The sequence below is a fragment of the Streptomyces sp. NPDC001056 genome, assembly GCF_053598955.1.
The window spans coordinates 20,611-38,160 of the sequence record NZ_JBSFLI010000008.1 but is presented as its reverse complement, the minus strand read 5'-3'; the positions used below and the strand labels follow the sequence as shown (position 1 = coordinate 38,160).

16 protein-coding genes are annotated in these 17,550 nt (G+C 71.6%); 3 read left to right on the top strand and 13 right to left on the bottom strand.

Annotated features, from left to right (window positions below):
• Positions 1-51 precede the first annotated feature (51 nt).
• Together ACWDD7_RS12105 and ACWDD7_RS12100 are read right to left on the bottom strand one after the other, a co-directional pair.
• Entirely contained in the window at positions 52-1,866 is a 1,815-nt protein-coding gene (locus tag ACWDD7_RS12105; protein ID WP_450457285.1) for an ABC transporter permease/substrate binding protein, read from the bottom strand.
• Positions 1,859-2,944 (bottom strand): quaternary amine ABC transporter ATP-binding protein, encoded by a 1,086-nt coding sequence (locus tag ACWDD7_RS12100; RefSeq protein WP_450457284.1) that lies wholly within the window; start codon positions 2,942-2,944, stop codon positions 1,859-1,861. The genes ACWDD7_RS12105 and ACWDD7_RS12100 overlap by 8 nt, the downstream gene beginning before the upstream one ends.
• A gap of 247 nt (positions 2,945-3,191) precedes the next feature.
• Between ACWDD7_RS12100 and ACWDD7_RS12095 the strand changes: the two genes are divergently transcribed.
• Together ACWDD7_RS12095 and ACWDD7_RS12090 are read left to right on the top strand one after the other, a co-directional pair.
• Entirely contained in the window at positions 3,192-4,136 is a 945-nt protein-coding gene (locus tag ACWDD7_RS12095) for a 5'-3' exonuclease (protein WP_450457390.1), read from the top strand.
• Positions 4,137-4,241: 105 nt separating this feature from the next.
• On the top strand, positions 4,242-5,087 hold the full coding sequence (locus tag ACWDD7_RS12090) for a siderophore-interacting protein (RefSeq protein ID WP_450457283.1): 846 nt from the start codon (positions 4,242-4,244) through the stop codon (positions 5,085-5,087).
• Between the two features lie 25 nt (positions 5,088-5,112).
• Here the strand turns inward: ACWDD7_RS12090 and ACWDD7_RS12085 are convergent, their stop codons facing one another.
• On the bottom strand, positions 5,113-6,045 hold the full coding sequence (locus tag ACWDD7_RS12085; protein WP_351873669.1) for a 5'-nucleotidase: 933 nt from the start codon (positions 6,043-6,045) through the stop codon (positions 5,113-5,115).
• Positions 6,046-6,101: 56 nt separating this feature from the next.
• Complete coding sequence (locus ACWDD7_RS12080) at positions 6,102-6,683, bottom strand: GNAT family N-acetyltransferase (RefSeq protein WP_450457282.1); 582 nt, start codon at positions 6,681-6,683, stop codon at positions 6,102-6,104.
• Positions 6,684-6,884: 201 nt separating this feature from the next.
• On the opposite strand from ACWDD7_RS12080, the gene ACWDD7_RS12075 reads away from it, so the two are divergent.
• The gene (locus tag ACWDD7_RS12075) at positions 6,885-7,832 is read left to right on the top strand and encodes a pseudouridine synthase (RefSeq protein ID WP_450457281.1); all 948 of its coding nucleotides are present in this window, start codon (positions 6,885-6,887) and stop codon (positions 7,830-7,832) included.
• A gap of 10 nt (positions 7,833-7,842) precedes the next feature.
• Here the strand turns inward: ACWDD7_RS12075 and ACWDD7_RS12070 are convergent, their stop codons facing one another.
• The 9 genes from ACWDD7_RS12070 to ACWDD7_RS12030 form a co-directional block, all read right to left on the bottom strand.
• On the bottom strand, positions 7,843-9,354 hold the full coding sequence (locus ACWDD7_RS12070) for a cytochrome P450 (protein WP_450457280.1): 1,512 nt from the start codon (positions 9,352-9,354) through the stop codon (positions 7,843-7,845).
• Positions 9,355-9,391: 37 nt separating this feature from the next.
• Positions 9,392-10,012, bottom strand: coding sequence for a GTP-binding protein (locus ACWDD7_RS12065; protein ID WP_450457279.1), 621 nt, complete (start codon positions 10,010-10,012; stop codon positions 9,392-9,394).
• Positions 9,993-10,493 carry a DUF742 domain-containing protein gene (locus ACWDD7_RS12060; protein WP_450457278.1) on the bottom strand — a complete coding sequence of 167 codons (501 nt, stop codon included), beginning with the start codon at positions 10,491-10,493 and terminating at the stop codon, positions 9,993-9,995. Before ACWDD7_RS12060 ends, ACWDD7_RS12065 begins: the two co-directional genes overlap by 20 nt.
• A complete protein-coding gene (locus tag ACWDD7_RS12055) occupies positions 10,490-10,894 on the bottom strand; it encodes a roadblock/LC7 domain-containing protein (RefSeq protein WP_037651243.1) in 405 nt (134 codons plus the stop codon). Before ACWDD7_RS12055 ends, ACWDD7_RS12060 begins: the two co-directional genes overlap by 4 nt.
• Positions 10,891-12,549, bottom strand: a complete 1,659-nt coding sequence (locus ACWDD7_RS12050; RefSeq protein WP_450457277.1) for an ATP-binding protein — start codon at positions 12,547-12,549, stop codon at positions 10,891-10,893. The genes ACWDD7_RS12055 and ACWDD7_RS12050 overlap by 4 nt, the downstream gene beginning before the upstream one ends.
• A gap of 315 nt (positions 12,550-12,864) precedes the next feature.
• Positions 12,865-15,717, bottom strand: a complete 2,853-nt coding sequence (locus ACWDD7_RS12045; RefSeq protein ID WP_351873688.1) for a DEAD/DEAH box helicase — start codon at positions 15,715-15,717, stop codon at positions 12,865-12,867.
• A gap of 95 nt (positions 15,718-15,812) precedes the next feature.
• Positions 15,813-16,754, bottom strand: a complete 942-nt coding sequence (gene tatC, locus ACWDD7_RS12040) for a twin-arginine translocase subunit TatC (RefSeq protein ID WP_351873691.1) — start codon at positions 16,752-16,754, stop codon at positions 15,813-15,815.
• 45 nt (positions 16,755-16,799) lie between these two features.
• Positions 16,800-17,087: a Sec-independent protein translocase subunit TatA gene (tatA, locus tag ACWDD7_RS12035; protein ID WP_351873694.1), complete on the bottom strand. Its 288-nt coding sequence runs from the start codon at positions 17,085-17,087 to the stop codon at positions 16,800-16,802.
• Between the two features lie 232 nt (positions 17,088-17,319).
• Positions 17,320-17,514, bottom strand: a complete 195-nt coding sequence (locus tag ACWDD7_RS12030; RefSeq protein WP_046424376.1) for a hypothetical protein — start codon at positions 17,512-17,514, stop codon at positions 17,320-17,322.
• Positions 17,515-17,550 lie beyond the last annotated feature (36 nt).

Genomic DNA, 17,550 nt, shown 5'->3' with positions numbered 1-17,550 from the left:
TCGCCGTACGGTGCCGTCCGCCCCTCGGGTGGCGGGTCCGGGCCGGTCAGGTCACCCGGCCGCCTGGCCCTGCGCGTGGTCGCCGGAGACCGGCGCCCACTTGTCGACCAGGCCGGGGTTCTCGCGCAGCCAGGCGCGGACCGCGTCCTGCTCCTTGCCCTTGCCGGCCTGCTGGATCCGCGCCTCCAGGCCGGTGAGCTGCTTCTCGGTCATGGAGAAGTCCTTCAGCCAGCGGCCGACCTGCGGGTTGTCCCCGGCGAAGCCCTTGCGGGCCAGGGTGTGCACGCCGTCGCCCTTGCCCCAGGCGAGCCTGGGGTCCCGGAGCTTCTTCAGGTCGTAGCTGCTGTAGGCCCAGTGCGGGGACCACAGGGTGACGAGGACCGGCTCCTTCTTGGCGTAGGCGCGCTTGAGCTCGGCGAGCATGGCCGGGGTGGAGCCGTCGACCACCCGGTAGGTGCCGTCGAGGCCGTACTCCTTGAGGACCTTGGTCTTGAGCAGGCTCATCTCGCCGGCGCTGGGCTCGATGCCGACGATCCTCCCGCCGAACTCGGAGGCGTGCGCCTTGAGATCGGCCAGGGAGTCGACGTCCTTGACGTACGAGGGGACGGACAGCTCCAGGGAGGTCGGGCCGTACCACTTGCCGAGGTCGTCGAGCCGCTTGCCGTACTTCTTCCAGTACTCGGCGTGCGTGGTCGGCAGCCACGAGTCGGTCTCGAAGTCGATCTGCCCGGTGGCGAGGCCGGTGTAGAGCGGGCCGGCCGCGTACTGGGTCGTGGTGACCTTGAAACCGCGCTCCTGGAGGATCTCCTTCCACAGGAAGGTGGAGGCGATGCCCTCGTCCCAGGGGATGTAGCCGATCCTGACCTCCTCGCCCTTGCCGATGTCGGTGCCGGAGGCCTCGGAGGCGGTGCCGGCGGAGCCGAAGACGCCGACGCCGCCCGCGACGAGCGCCAGGACGACGATCCCGACGACCGCGACGGCCGGGCGCGGCCGGTACTCCCACGCGCGCCTGGGCGCCTTGGCGGCGGCCCTGCGGCCGAGCGGGGACAGCTGGGTGCCGAGGGCGCCGGTGATGCGGTCCAGGTAGATGGCGAGGACGACGATGCCGACGCCGGCCTCGAAGCCGTAGCCGATGTCGAGCTGGCCGATGGCCTCGTTCACCGCGCCGCCGAGGCCGCCGGTGCCGACCATGCCGGCGATGACGACCATGGACAGGCCCAGCATGATCACCTGGTTGACGCCGGCCATGATGGTCGGCAGGGCGAGCGGCAGCTGGACGCGCCACAGGATGTCGCGCGGGGTGGTGCCGAACGCCTCGGCGGCCTCGACCAGTTCGGCGTCGACCTGGCGGATGCCCAGCTCGGTCATGCGGACGCCGGGGGCGAGGGCGAAGATCAGGGTGGCGACCACGCCGGCCGCGGTGCCGAGCCCGAAGAAGAGCATGGCCGGGATCAGCAGGACCATCGAGGGCATCGTCTGGAGCAGGTCCAGGACGGGCCGCACGGCGGCGCCGACCGCCTTGGAGCGGGCCGCCCAGATGCCCAGCGGGATCGAGATCACCAGGGCGATCACGGTGGCCACGAGGACCAGGGCGAGCGTGGACATCGCCTGGTCCCACAGGTGCAGCGAGTCGACCAGGGCGAACCCGGCGAAGGCGAGGACACCGGCCGTCAGGCCGCGCAGCCACCAGGCGACGACGGCGAGGATGCCCGCCATCAGCAGGGGCGCCGGTGAGCCGAGGACGGCGTCGATGCCGTCGTACATGCCCTCCATGACGGCCTTGACGGCGTCGAAGAGCCAGGAGAGGTGGCCGACCAGCCAGTTCACACCGGAGTCGACCCAGCTGCCGAGGGGGATCCTAGGCACGGGCGGTCACCTTCTCCCCGTCCTTGCCGGAGCCGTCGCAGGCGGTCGGCTCGCCCTGTTCGTCGCCGAGGAGGCCCAGCAGGCGCTGCCGGGGCACGACCCCGACGAGGGTGCCGTCGGCGTCCAGGACGGCGACCGGGTGGGGCAGCCGGGCGCTGATCGCGCACAGCTCGCCGAACGGCGTCTCGGGCGTCGCGGTCTCGCAGGCGCAGTCGGCCTCGTCGCCGCGCAGCCCGGTGTCCATGACGGCGGCGGCGGTGAGCACCCGGGAGCGGTCGACGTCCTGGATGAAGGAGGCCACGTAGTCGTTCTCCGGGCGCAGCAGGATGTCCTCGGCGGTGCCGGTCTGCACGATGCGGCCGTCACGCATGACGGCGACGCGGTCACCCAGGCGCATGGCCTCGTTGAGGTCGTGGGTGATGAAGACGATGGTCTTCTTGAGCGTCTTCTGAAGCTCCAGGAGCCGGTCCTGCATGTCGCGGCGGATCAGCGGGTCCAGGGCGCTGAAGGACTCGTCCATGAGCAGCAGGTCGGCGTCGGTGGCGAGGGCGCGGGCGAGGCCGACGCGCTGCTGCATGCCGCCGGACAGCTCGTCGGGCCAGGACTTCTCCCAGCCGGCCAGGCCGCACAGGGCGAGCGCCTCGTCGGCGCGGCGCTCGCGCTCGGTGCGGGGCACGCCCTGCACTTCCAGGCCGTAGGCGGCGTTGTCACGGACGCTGCGGTGCGGGAACAGCGCGAAGTGCTGGAAGACCATGCTGATCTTCCTGGAGCGCAGCTCGCGCAGCCCGTGCTCGCCGAGCGCGGTCAGCTCCTCGCCGTCGAAGCGCACACTGCCCGCGGTCGGCTCCAGCAGGCCGTTGAGCATCCGCAGCAGGGTGGACTTGCCGGAACCCGACAGGCCCATCACGACGAAGATCTCGCCGGCCTCGACGCGGAAGGAAGCGTCGATCACGGCGGCCGTGGTGCCGTCGGCGCGCAGCTCCTCCCGGTCGGCGCCCTTCCGCAGGCGCTCCACTGATTCGTCCGGTCGTCTGCCGAACACCTTGAACAGGTGCTCCGCCTCAAGCCTGGCTCGCACGCGTACCTCTTGTCTCGGGAACAGGGGCAGGAGACGAAGGGCCGTTTCGACCGTCACAGAGCCGGCGCCCGGGGGCGCCGACAGTTGAAAAGCGCACTACTCCGCTCCTGGCGGCGCGCCTGCCCAGGTCAAACCGAGGCAAACTCACAAGTGGCCGGGCTCACCGCGGTGCGCATCACGCAACGCGTTCCCGGGCGAAAGGTGCGCGGGCGTGAGGCGAGGGTGACTGTCGGTGGCGTACGGCATGATGCGGGACGTGACCGGACGACTGATGCTCCTCGACACCGCCTCGCTGTACTTCCGCGCCTACTTCGGCGTCCCCGACTCCGTGAAGGCGCCGGACGGCACCCCGGTGAACGCCGTGCGCGGACTGCTGGACTTCATCGACCGGCTGGTCAGGGACCACCGGCCCACCCACCTCGTGGCCTGCATGGACGCCGACTGGCGGCCGAAGTGGCGGGTCGAGCTGATCCCCACCTACAAGGCACACCGGGTCGCCGAGGAGCACACCTGCACGCCGGACGCGGAGGAGGTGCCGGACACCCTCGCCCCGCAGGTTCCGGTCATCGAGTCCGTGCTGGACGCGATCGGCATCGCCCGCGTCGGAGTCGCCCCCTACGAGGCGGACGACGTGATCGGCACCTTCACCGCGCGCGCCGCCGGCCCGGTCGACATCGTCACCGGCGACCGCGACCTGTACCAGCTGGTGGACGACGGGCGCGGCATCCGGGTGCTGTACCCGCTCAAGGGCGTGGGCACCCTCCAGGTGACCGACGAGGCGGTGCTGCGTGAGAAGTACGGCGTCGACGGACGGGGGTACGCGGACCTGGCGCTGCTGCGCGGCGACCCGAGCGACGGACTGCCGGGCGTGGCCGGGATCGGCGAGAAGACGGCCGCCAGACTGCTCGCCGAGTTCGGCGACCTGGCCGGGATCATGGCGGCCGTGGACGACCCGAAGGCCAGGCTCACGCCCTCGCAGCGGCGGCGGCTGACCGAGGCCCGGCCGTACGTCGCGGTGGCGCCGAAGGTGGTGCGGGTGGCCGCCGACGTGCCGCTGCCGGACGTGGACACCGCGCTGCCGGGAGCCCCGCGCGACCCGGCGGCCCTGGAGGAGCTGGCGGCCCGGTGGGGCCTGGGCGGCTCGCTGCAACGGCTGCTGACCACGCTCGGCGCGCGGGACGGGGCCGCCTGATCGGCAATATTCCAGCAAAGGGCGGCCGTTGAGGAGCGAGGGAAGATCGGACCAACAGGAGGGATGTTAACTTAGGTATACCTAACCATTCCGCAGGAGGCCGTGATGGCAGAGCGTCCGGAACGAAAGCCGCGCAAGATCCACACCGCCCGGGTGGTACGCACCGAGCGGCTGACCCCGCACATGCAGCGCGTGGTGCTCGGCGGCGACGGACTCGCCGGCTTCGCGGCGGACACCTGCACCGACCACTATGTGAAGCTCCTGTTCGGCCCGGCGGGCGTGACCTACCCGGAGCCCTTCGACCTGGAGCGTGTCCGCGCCGAGTTCCCGCGCGAGCAGTGGCCGGTGACCCGGACCTACACCGTGCGCGGCTGGGACGCCGAACACCGCGAGCTGACCCTGGACTTCGTGATCCACGGGGACGAGGGCCTGGCCGGCCCCTGGGCCCGGCGGGTGCGGCCCGGCGAGACGCTGCGCTTCATGGGCCCCGGCGGCGCCTACGCCCCCGACCCGGACGCCGACTGGCACCTGCTCGCCGGTGACGAGAGCGCGCTGCCCGCCATCGCCCGCGCCCTGGAGACGCTGCCCGCGGGCGCCCTCGCCCACGCCTTCGTGGAGGTGTCCGGGCCCGAGGAGGAGCAGAAGATCGACTCCGCCGCGGAGGTCGTCTGGCTGCACCGCGGGGACCGGCCGGTCGGCGCCGCCCTGCTGGAGGCCGTGCGCGCCCTGGAGTTCCCCGAGGGCCGCCTGCACGCCTTCGTGCACGGCGAGGCCGGCTTCGTGAAGGAGCTGCGCCGGATGCTGCGCGTGGAGCTCCAGATCCCGCGCGAGGACCTCTCGATCTCCGGCTACTGGCGTCTCGGCCACAACGAGGACGGCTGGCAGGCCTCCAAGCGCGAGTGGAACGCCCGTATCGAGGCGGAACAGGAGAGCGACGCGGCGGCCGCCTGAACCGTGCGGCGCGGAGCCCCCGGCCTCAGCGTGCGTTGATCTCGCCGAACGGCACATGCACGCTCGGTGTGGTCCGCGCCGTGCTCTCCAGATGCGTCACCTGGTCGTCGAAGAAGATGTGCGGGTCCAGGACCTTCATCACGGCGCCCTTGTCTATCCCGCCGAGGAAGAACGCGTCGTTGACCCGCACGCCCCACTGCTTGAGGCTGTTCACGGCCCGCTCGTGCGCCGGGGCGTTGCGCGCGGTCACGATGGAGACGTGCACCCGCACCGCGTACTCCGGGTCCGTCCGGCGCCGTTCCTCCTCCCGGTTCTGGATCCGGTTCACCCCCGCGAGGAAGTCACGCAGCGGTCCCGCGTCGTGCGGGGTCGCCGCGTTGCGCGTCTCGTGCGCCCGGAACCCCTCCAACCCCTCGGACTGGTAGACCTGTTCGGCGGCGTCGGTGGCGAGCACCCCGTCGAAGTCGAACGCGATCCGCAGCTCCCGGTCCGCCGCGTCGTCCGGGTACGCCGCCCCGAGCACGTGCCCCGCGGGCAGCCCCGCCGCGACGGCCTCCCGCACGTCGTCGCCGTTCGCCGACAGGAACAGCGACATGTTCAGCGCCGGCATGAACTTGTACGGGGACCGGCCCTGCATGAACACGGCGCGGCTGATGGGCAGTTCATGGGCCTGTATCGAGCGCATCACCCGCAGCCCCGTGTCGGGGTCGTTGCGGGAGAGGATGATCACCTCGACCAGCGGATCGCCCGGCTCCCCGAGGTCGTTGAGCGACAGCAGCCTGCGGATGAACGCGAACGCCACCCCGGGCCGCAGCGTGTTGTCCCGGTTCTCCTCCTGGTAGGCCCGGTAGGCCTCCTCGCCCTGCTCCCTGAACACCCCGTCGGACTCGCGCAGATCGAACAGGGCACTGGAGGCGACACCGACGACGAGCCGGCTCGCGAGGTCATAGGCAGGCATGCGTCCCATCTTCACACCGGCCGCCCCGACGGCACCGCCCGGCCGCCCCCTCGGGCTCAGTCCCCGCGCACCCGGGCGTGCAGGTGCATGTCGTGCCAGCCGTCGGGGTGCAGATAGGCCTGGCGCCGGGTGCCCTCCGGGGCGAAACCGGCCTTGACGGCGACCCGGCAGGACGCCTCGTTGGCGGTGGAGTGCATCAACTCCAGCCGGTGGAAGCCGATCTCCTCGAACGCCCAGTGCGTCAGGGCGCCCGCCGACCGGGTCGCGACATCACGGCCGCGGGCCTGCACCACGGTCCAGTACGCGAGTTCGGCCATGCCGTCGGCCAGCTCGATCTGCCGCAGCGCGACCCGGCCCATCAGCCGCCCGGTGTCCTCCTCCACCACCGCCCACTGCGCCTCCCGCTCCCTGGGCCACGCCTCGCGCCACTGGGTGATCCACCCGGCGGCCTCGTCCTCGGAGTCGCAGGACTTGCCGTGGAACCGGTGCATCAGGGGATCCTGGAACGCCGCGTACACGGCGGGCGCGTCCCCCGCCTGCCAGGGACGCAGCACGAGGCCGTCACCGGTCGGGACGACGGGCTGGTCGGTACGGGCGAGGGCGCCGGCGGTCAGCACCGGACTGGTGAGCATTGGCATGATCCACATACTGCCGCCCGGAGGGCCCCGCTCCCCAGTCGTTTTACGACACCCACCCCTCGCACCCGTGACCGGACACCCCGTCGACGCCGCCCCACCCGTGCCGGTCACGCGCCCGCGCCCCGCACCCCTGGCCTGCTCCCTTCGCACCGCCGCCGGCCACCACACCCCAGCCGTCCTCCCCCTCGTACCCTTGACCAGGTGAGACGCCGTACACCGCCCCCACCCGCCCCGCTCCCCCAGCGCGACGGGGTCGATCCCGTGCGGGTGCGGCTGCCCGCGGGCGGCGCCTGGCACACCGTGCGCGAACACCTCGTGGCGCGGCTCACCGGTGCCGGGCCCGGGGTGATCGAGGCGATGTTCGAGGCCGGGCGGATCGTGGGGGCCGACGGACGGGCGGTGCCCGCGGACACGCCGTACCGGCCGGGAATGTTCGTGTGGTTCCACCGCGAGCTGCCCGCCGAGGTGCCCGTGCCGTTCCCGGTACCGGTGGTGTACCGGGACGAGCACATCGTCGTGGCCGACAAGCCGCACTTCCTGGCCACCACCCCGCGCGGTACGCACATCGCCCAGACCGCGCTCGCCCGGCTGCGGCACGAGCTGGGCGTCCCGACGCTGACCGCCGCGCACCGCCTGGACCGGCTCACCGCCGGCCTGGTGCTGTTCACGGTGCGGCCCGAGGAACGCGGCGCGTACCAGACGCTGTTCAGCGACCGGCGGGTGCGCAAGGAGTACGAGGCGGTCGCACCGTACGACGCCACGCTCGCCCTGCCCCGCACGGTGCGCAGCCGGATCGTGAAGGAGCCCGGGGTGCAGGCCGCCCGGGAGGTCGAGGGCGAGCCCAACGCCGAGACCCGGGTGGAGCTGGCGGAGCGCCGGGACGGGCTCGGCCGGTACCGCCTGCTCCCCCGCACCGGGCAGACCCACCAGCTGCGCGTCCACATGAACGCGCTCGGCGTGCCCATCCTCGGCGACCCGCTCTACCCGGAGGTGACCCCGCCGGTGCCGGCCGGCGACTTCCGCCGTCCCCTGCAACTGCTCGCGCGGAGGCTGGAGTTCACCGATCCGGTCACCGGCGCCGCGCACGCCTTCACCAGCGGGCGCACCCTGTCGGCCTGGTCCTCCTTCGCACAGTGGGCCGCGGGCTGACCAGCCCCCCTCACTCGCCGCGCCACCAGCGCAGCAGCCGTTGCCAGGGCCCCCGCGGCGGATCGGGCACCACAGCCGGCGGCGGCGCGGTCCGGGCCGCCGGGACGGCGGCGGGCAGCGCCGCGCCCTGCGATTCCCGGCGCTGGGCGGGCAGCCGCAGGTCGGCGGGAAGGCCGGGGCCCGCGTAGGCGCGGGGCGGCATGTCGGTGTCCTGCTGCGGCTTGGGTTCGAACCGCACCGGCAGCGAGACCAGATGCCGGGAGGCGATGGAGGACCGCCAGCGCAGGTCGTCCTCGGCGCACTCCAGCTGGACGTCCGGCAGCCGGGTCAGCAGGGCGTCGACCCCGACGTCGGCGATGGCGCGCCCGATGTCCTGCCCGGGGCATTCGTGCGGGCCGCCGCCGAAGGCGAGGTGGGAGCGGTTGCCCTGCATGCTCGCGGACAGGTCGGGCCGCACCCTGGGATCGATGTTGCCCGGCGCGGGCGCGAACAGGATCCCGTCGCCCCTGGCGATGCGCTGCCCGCCCAGCTCGGTGTCCTGCTTGGCGTAGTAGCCGAAGACGGTGCTGAACGGCGGCTCGTCCCACAGCGACTGCTCGATCGCCTCCGGCACGGTCATCTGCCCGCCGTTGAGCCTGGCGCGGAACCCGGGTTCGGTCAGGACCATGCGCAGCGCGTTGGCGAGCAGGTTGGCGGTGGCCTCGTAGGCGGCGAACAGCACGAGCCGCAGGTGTTCGCGGACCTCGTCGTCGCTGAGCCCGGCCTCGTGGGTGACGAGGTGGCTGGTGAAGTCGTCCTCGGGCCGGGCGCGGCGGCGCAGGGTGAGCCGGCTCAGCGCGTCCATGACGTACGCATGGCTCTGGATGGCGGTCTCGGTGCCCTTGAGGGCGTCCCGGGCGGCCTGCACCATCCGGTCGTTGTACTCCTCGGGCATGCCGAGGATCTCGCACAGCACCGCCATCGGCAGATGCTCGGCGAACTGGGCGACCAGGTCGGCGCGGCCGCGCTCGCAGAAGCCGTTGACCAGGTGCTGGGTGTGGCCGCCGATGTGCCGGCGGACGCTGCGGTGGTCGATGGTGGCCATGGCCGAGGTGACCGCGTTGCGCAGCCGCAGGTGTTCGTCGCCCTCGACGTGGGAGCAGATGGGCTGCCAGGCGATGTGCGGCATCAGCGGATGGTCCGGCTTGACCCGGCCGTCCAGCAGCGGGGCCCAGATCCGGCTGTCGCGGGTGTACTGCGAGGGGCTGCGCACCACCTGGAGGTTCTCGGCGTGCCCGAGCACCACCCACATCGGTACATCGTCGTGCAGCAGTACGGGGGCGACCGGACCGTACTGTTCGCGCAGCCGTTCGTAGAGGTCGTCCAGGTCCTCCGCGTCGGGGCCGTAGAGCCGGTGCCGTCCTCCGGGGCCGAGGCCGTGCGCGGGGCAGCCTGGCGGCGGGCCGAACAGGGGGTCGGGGGTGCCGACCGGGGTCGTGCCGGTGGTGGACGTGCCGGTCGGAGGCTGGGGTTCAGGCGTCACAGTGATCGCTCCGGAACGGGAAAGGAGTGAGGGTGAGTCAGGTGAGGGCGCCGGAGAGGGCGAGCGAGTGCAGGAACCGCATCAGGGTGAGCAGCACGTCCTTGCTGGAGGCCCGGCGGCGCACATCGCACTCGGTGATCGGGATCTCCGGGGTCAGGTCGAGCGCGGCGCGCAGTTCCTCGACCGGGTAACGGGGAGCGTCCGGGAAGGAGTTGACGGCCACGACGAAGGGCACGCCGCGTTCCTCCAGGCGGCCCATGACGTCGAAGCTGACCTCCAGGCGCCGGGTGTCGACCAGGACGACCGCGCCGAGCGCGCCCTCGAACAGGCCGTTCCAGAGGAACCAGAAGCGTTCCTGTCCGGGGGTGCCGAACAGGTAGAGCACCAGCTTGTCGGTGATGCTGATCCGGCCGAAGTCCATGGCGACGGTGGTGGCCGTCTTGGACTCGGAGCCGTAGTCGTCGTCGATCCCGATGCCCGCCTGCGTCATGGTCTCCTCGGTGGTCAGCGGTTTGATCTCGCTGACGGAGCCGACCATGGTGGTCTTGCCGACGCCGAAGCCGCCCACGATCACGATCTTCACCGCGGCCTGGGCCGTATGCGGCAGCTGGTCCGCGGCGCTCGGCCCGGGGATCGTGTCAGAGCCGTTGAAGTCCATGCATCACCGCTTCGAGGAGGGAACGATCGGGGGCCGCTCGGCGGGTGACCGGGGCGCGCGCCTGCACCAGTTCGGCCGTGATCATCTCCGTGATCAGTACCGTCATCGCGCTGAACGGCAGGGAGAGGTAGGCCGACAGCTCGGCCAGGGACAGTGGGGCGGCGCACAGGCCGAGCACCGCCGTGTGCTCCGGGGAGGCGCCGGGCGGGGGCGTGCGCCGGGCCACGATCAGGGTCACGAGGTCGAGTTCGGCGCGGCCGCCGTCGGCGGTCCCGGTGACGGCGTAGAGCCGCTCGGGGTTGCGGGGCGGGGGCTGCCCGTCCGCCGTGCCGTGCGCGTGCGGCCCGTCCGCCGGGCCGTGCGGGTTCCGGCCGTCGGACCGCTCGGCGGGCGAGGGCGGTCGTAACCGCGGCTGCGGCGCGGACGCCGGCGGCGGGAACGGCGGGTCCGGCCGGCGCCGTGTGCGTCGTGGAGGGGTCATACGGTCTGCCCGTCCCGCCGGGGCGGACTGGTGAGATGGGCGCCGATCCGCACGACGAGGTCGCGCATCATGCCGCTCATCCGGCCCGGCTCGCAGGTGACGTCGGCGAGCACGGCGAGGTAGGCGTTGGCGCCCGCGTTCATCAGGTAGAAGTAGCCGCCCTCGATCTCCACGACGACGACCTTCATCTCGCCCGCGCCGGGGATCTCCTGGATGATGGCGCCGGCCAGGCTCTGGACACCCGCGCAGGCGGCGGCCACCCGGTCCGCGGCGTCGGGATCGCCGCCGTAGCGGGCGATGCGCAGGCCGTCGGAGGAGAGCACCACGATCATCTCGATGCCCGGCACTCCGTCGTTGAGCTGCTTGAGCATCCAGTCGAAGTTGCCTCGCTGCTGGATCACTGGATGGTCCCCTCGTCGTCGGCCTCGATGGGGGCGGCCGAGTCATCGATCAGGTGGAGGTACTTGGTGGGGTGGAGGGTGAAGTCGGTCAGCTCGGGGGCGGTGGCGTCCTCGGGCATGCCCTTGCGCAGTCCGTCGAAGAAGTCGTCGATCCACATGCCCGGAGGGCGTTCGACGAGCTTCTTGCGCTCGGGGTCCATCTCCCGCTCGGGCTCGGGTTCCTGACGGGTCTGCGACCAGACGGTGGGGCGGCCCTCGCGTTCGGCCCGCTCGATGGCGGCCTCCTCGGCCCAGCGCTGGCTCAGCGGGGTCTTCACCCGGCTGCGGCGCTGCGGCAGCCCGCCCGCCGTCCACTCGGTGACCTCGGGAACGTCGTCCTCCATGGAGATCCCGGCGGGGATCTTGGGGCTGGTGGGACGGCGCTTCTTCGGGCGGCGCTTGGGGCCCTCGACTGCGCCGAGTTCGGGCATCGGGATGCCGGTCGCGCCGATGCCGTGGGCGACGCCGACGCCGGGCTCGGTGGTGGTCATCACGCGCGGCACGATGAGGATCGCGCGCAGACCGCCGTACGCGGAGGTGCGCAGCGAGACCTCCATGTCGAACTGCTTGCACAGCCGCCCGACGACGGCGAGGCCGAGGCGCGGGTTGTCACCGAGGTTGTGCGCGTCGTCGCCGTTCTTGGCGTCCTCGATCATCTTCTCGATGCGGATCCGGGACTCCTCGTTGAGGCTGACCCCGGCGTCCTCGATCTCGATGACGATGCCCGTCTGCACCTCGACGGCGGTGACGTGCACCTTCGTGGTGGGCGGCGAGTAGCGGGTGGCGTTGTCGAAGAGTTCGGCCGCGGCGTGGATGACCGGCTCGACGGCGGTGCCCTTGATGTTGATGTTGCAGATCGACGCCAGGTTGATGCGGTGGTAGTCCAGGATCCGGGACATGGCGCCGCGCAGGGTGCTGTAGAGGGAGACCGGCAGGGGCCACTGGCGACCGGGGCGGCCACCGCCGAGGACGCCGATGGTGTCGGCGAGCCGGCCGATCAGCGAGCTGCCGTGGTCCAGGCGCAGCAGGTCGTCGAAGACCTCGGGGTTGCGGCCGTGGTCCTCCTCCATCTCCCGCAGTTCCACGGCCTGTTGGTGGACGATGGCCTGGACGCGGCGGGCGATGCTGACGAAGGAGCGCTCGGTGGCGATCCTCATGGTGATCTCGTGGTCGGCGCCGCGCAGCGCGACCCGGGTCATCTCGCGGTACGCGTCGGGCAGGACGCGCAGGTCGGGGTCGGCGTCGTAGACGTTCGTCATGACGTCGCGGAGCATCTCGCCGCGCGAGAGCCGGGCGAAGCCCCACGGCAGGATGTCGGTGGCGAAACGGTGGACCAGGGCCTCGTGGTCGGCGAGCCGCTCCTCCAGGTAGGTGGTGTCGCGGGCGTGCGCGGCCTGCTCCTCGCGGAGCCTGCGACCGCGCCGGGCGGCCTCGGCACCGGTGGCGAGGACCAGCAGCACGGCGAGGGCCCCGCACAGGCCGACGGCGACCCGTGCCGACGCGGGCACCAGGGCGACGGCGGCACCGCTCGCCACGGCCATCACCAGGGCGGGCGGCAACAGGACGCGGGCGTAGGGACGTTCCCGGCGACCGGGCGGCTTCGGAACACTCACCATGGATGCCTTCTGGGACGGATCGGCTGGGTGTCGGGAGGGTTTTCGGGGGGAAGATTCATGGCACAGACCGGATCTTCGGCATGTTTGGGAACAAGCGCGTGAATTAGCTCAACTTGGTGCGCTGCGGGCGAGCTTAGTCCGACCGGATCATCGCCGTGTCATATTCGGCGACCGCCTGAAATCACCCCCGCACCAGGAGTACGCTCGGCCCCATTTGCACGCTGAGCTGCCGTTCGAACACGTTCGGTCAGGGGAGGCGGGCATACGAAAACCGGCTCACCCCGAAGGGTGAGCCGGTCGTCGTGAAGGTGTCGGTCAGCCCACCGACGAGTAGGCCACCACGCCCCGCAGCAGCTGGTCGACGGCCTTGCGCGCGGCCTTGGGCACGGTCGAGCCCGCTCCGGGCGCCGCCGCGGCGATCTGCCCCAGCACGTCGATCACCTGCTTGCACCAGCGCACGAAGTCGCCCGCGGTCATGTCCGCCTCGCGCAGCACCTCGTCCAGGCCCTTGCCCGAGGCCCACATGTAGGCGGCCCAGGCGAAGCCGAGATCGGGCTCACGCTGGCCCACGCCCTCGGTCTGGCTGATGCGGAAGTCCTCCTCCAGGCCGTCGAGCCGGCCCCAGATCCGCACCATCTCGCCCAGCGCGGCCTTCGCCTTCCCGGACGGCAGCTTGGGCGCCAGTGCGTCGTCGCTGAGCCGCGCCTCGTACACCAGCGCCGAGACGCACGCGGCCAGTTCGGCGGGCGCGAGGCCCTCCCATACGCCCTCGCGCAGGCACTCGCTGGCCAGCAGGTCCAGCTCGCCGTACAGCCGCGCGAGGCGCCGGCCGTGCTCGGTGACCTCGTTGCCGCGCAGATAGTCCAGCTCGGTGAGCAGGGCGACGATCCGGTCGAAGGTCCGCGCGATGGTGTTCGTACGGCCCTCGATACGGCGCTCCAGCTGCGAGGTGTCGCGCAGCAGCCGGTGGTAGCGCTCGGCCCAGCGGGCGTGGTCCTCCCGGTCGTTGCACCCATGGCAGGGATGCGCGCGGAGCGCGGTGCGCAGCCGGGCGATCTCCCGGTCGTCGGCCGCCTGCGAGCGCTTCTTGCGGGCCCGCTCCGGCGGGATGTGCCCGGCCTTGGAGCGCAGCGCGGACGCCAGGTCCCGACGCGACTGCGGCGAGCGCGGGTTGAACGACTTCGGGATCCGCATCCGGTCCAACGGCTCCACCGGCACCGGGAAGTCCATCGACGCCAGCCTCTTGACCTGCCGTTCGGCCGTCAGCACCAGCGGGCGCGGCCCGTCCTGGTGGTCGTACCCGCGATGGCCGTTGGAACGGCCCGCGGGCAGGCCCGGGTCCAGCACCAGCGCGAGACCCGCGTACTTGCCCGTCGGCACATGGATCACGTCGCCCGGCCTGAGCTTCTCCAGGGCGACGGCGGCCTCGGCCCGCCGCTCGTGGGCGCCCTGCCGTGCCAGCTCCGTCTCCCGGTCCTTCAGCTCGCGCCGCAGCCGCGCGTACTCCTCGAAGTCGCCGAGGTGACAGGTCATCGAGGCCTGGTAGCCGGCGAGCCCCTCCTCGTTGCGCTGCACCTGCCGGGTGATGCCGACCACCGAACGGTCGGCCTGGAACTGCGCGAACGACGTCTCCAGCAGCTCCCGCGAGCGCTGTCGGCCGAACTGCTCGACCAGATTGACCGCCATGTTGTACGACGGCCGGAAGCTGGAGCGCAGCGGATACGTACGGGTGCCCGCGAGCCCCGCCAGGTGCTCGGGGCTCATGCCGCGCTGCCACAGCACGACCGCGTGGCCCTCGACGTCGATGCCCCGGCGGCCCGCACGGCCCGTCAGCTGGGTGTACTCGCCCGGCGTGATGTCGGCATGCTGCTCGCCGTTCCACTTGACGAGCTTCTCCAGCACCACCGAGCGGGCGGGCATGTTGATGCCGAGCGCGAGGGTCTCGGTCGCGAACACGGCCTTGACCAAGCCGTGCACGAACAGCTCCTCGACGACCTCCTTGAAGGTCGGCAGCATGCCCGCGTGGTGGGCGGCGATGCCCCGCTCCAGGCCCTCCAGCCACTCGTAGTACCCGAGGACGTGCAGATCCTCGGAGGCGATGTGCGCGGTGCGCTCCTCGACCAGGGACCGCACCCGTTCCCGCGCCTCCTCGTCGTTCAGCCTCAGCCCCGCGTACAGGCACTGCTGCACGGCCGCCTCGCAGCCGGCGCGGCTGAAGATGAAGGTGATGGCGGGCAGCAGGCCCTCGGCGTCCAGGCGCTCGATGACCTCGGGCCGGCCCGGCGTCCACACCCGCGAACGCTGCCGGCGCTCCCGCTCCCGGTCGGCCTCCCGCATCGCCCGGCCGCGCCGGCGGTCCTGGTACGACGGCCGGGTCGCCTCCATGCGCGCGAGGCGCACCAGGTCGGGGTTGACGGCCTTCTTGTGGCCCTCGCCCTCCTCGAACAGGTCGTACATCCGCCGCCCGGCCAGCACATGCTGGAACAGCGGCACGGGACGGTGCTCGGAGACGATCACCTCGGTGTCACCGCGGACGGTGTCCAGCCAGTCGCCGAACTCCTCCGCGTTCGACACGGTCGCCGACAGCGAGACCAGGGTCACCGAGGCGGGCAGATGGATGATCACCTCCTCCCAGACGGCGCCGCGGAGGCGGTCGGAGAGGTAGTGCACCTCGTCCATGACCACGTAACCGAGGCCCAGGAGCGTCTGCGAGCCCGCGTACAGCATGTTCCGGAGCACCTCGGTGGTCATCACGACCACCGGCGCCTCGGAGTTCACGCTGTTGTCGCCGGTGAGCAGGCCGACCTTGTCCGCGCCGTAGCGGCGGCACAGGTCGGCGTACTTCTGGTTCGACAGCGCCTTGATGGGTGTCGTGTAGAAGCACTTCTTGCCCTGGAGCAGGGCGAGGTGGACGGCGAACTCGCCCACGATCGTCTTGCCCGAGCCGGTGGGGGCGGCCACCAGCACGCCGTTTCCGGCTTCGAGTGCCTGGCAGGCCTCGATCTGGAAGGGGTCGAGGCCGAAGTCGTACATCTCGCGGAAGGACGCGAGCGCGGTGGCCTGCTCGGCTGCCCGCCTGCGGGCCGCCGCGTACCGCTCGGCCGGTGAGAGGTCCTCTGTCATCGTGCTTTCGAGCGTACCGGGCCCCGCCGACAACAGGACGATCATTATCCCGAACGTGCGCTGACCGGCTTTGCAGAGAAATACCCCCGGCCCGGGAGTCACCCGGTCCGGGGGCTTCACGCCTCGCCCGTCGGTGTGGGTCAGGTCACATCGTCGTAGCCGTTGACGTGGTCCTTGCCCGGCAGCTCGGGGGCGGCGCTCGCGCTCACGGACTCCACCTCGCCGACCGCCTCGGGCGTGAGGTCCAGCTCCGAGGCCTCGTCGTCGGACAGTCCGTCGTCCGCGCGACGGGCCCGGCGCCGGTCGTTGAGCAGCGAGAAGGCCACCGCGACGAAGAACAGGGCCCAGATCGGCGCCGCCAGCGCCAGCATCGACATCGGGTCGGCGCCGGGGGTGGCCACCGCCGCGAAGGCGGCGATGCCGACGACCATGGCCCGCCACCAGCCGAGCATGCGCCGCCCGGACAGGATGCCCGTCAGGTTCAGCATGACCAGCAGCAGCGGCATCTCGAAGGCGAGACCGAAGACCACCACCATGCGTGTGACCAGGTCGAGCAGCTTGTCCAGCGACAGCAGGTTCTCCACCCCGTTCGGGGTGAGGTCGATCATCACCTTCGCCGTCACCGGCAGCACGTGGTACGCGAGGAAGCCGCCGCCGAGGAACAGCGGCACCCCGAAGCCGACGAACGCGTACGCGTACTTCTTCTCGTGGCGGTGCAGGCCGGGCGCGACGAACGCCCACAGCTGGTAGAGCCAGACCGGCGACGCCAGCACCACACCGGCGGTCAGCGACGCCTTCAGCGCCAGCGTGAACGGACCCAGCAGGTCACCGATCGTGATGTGCGCGCAGTGGGTGTCGCTCTTCGCCTGTGACAACTCGCCGAAGGACTGGTGGCAGCCCACCGAACGCAGCAGCGGCGCGGTGATGAAGTCGATGATGTCCTTGTAGAAGAAGGCGGACACGATCGTGACGACGACGATCGCGAGGACACCCTTGGTGAGCCGGTTGCGCAGCTCACGCAAGTGATCCCCGAGCGGCATACGCCCCTCGGGGTCCCTCTCCTTGCGGGCGGACTTGGGCAACCCACATCCTCATCTCGTACAGCGGACCGGTGCTTGGTCCTCGCGTCAGCGCTGGGCGGAGTCGGTCGGCTCGTTGACCGGGCGGGAGCTGGTCACGTCACCGGGCGCGGCCTGGATCGTGCGCTGCGCGGGAGCCGGCTCCTCGGCGGACTGGGCGGAGGTGGCGTTCTGCTTGCCGCCGTCGTCCTTCATCGCCTTGGCCTCGCTCTTCAGGATGCGAGCGGACTTGCCGAGGGAACGAGCCATGTCCGGAAGCTTCTTGGAACCGAACACGAGGACGATGACCAGAACCAGGAGCACCAGGTGCCACGGCTCAAGTGCGTTGCGGAACATAAGTCTTCACCTTCTCACTGAGGCGGGGCGACGGCTTGTCCGACGGGCCGGACAATTGTCCGACCATCGTGCCGGCAGCGATCGTATCGCCCGGGGGTGAACGTCGGACACACCCGTGCGTACTCCCGCTCTGCGGACCGCGCCTCGATCTACGGGCCGCGACCAGCAGCGTACCTGGCCGAAGCGGCGAGGTGACAGGTCGAAGCGACCCAAAGCGCAACACAGGACGACATCACAGGGCGTCCACCGCTCGCGCCGCGCTCACCGCCGACCGTTCCAGGTCCTCGGCGGCCCGGTTGATGCGCTGCGCGGAGTCCGCGACCTGCCGCCCGAGGCGCCGCGCCTCCACGAACACCCGGACGGCGAGCACTCCCAGGACGGCGAGTCCCAGGAACCCCATGGCTACGGCGAACATCGGCCAGAACATGACGCCGAGCCTAGACCGTCCGTCGGCCCGCGCCGC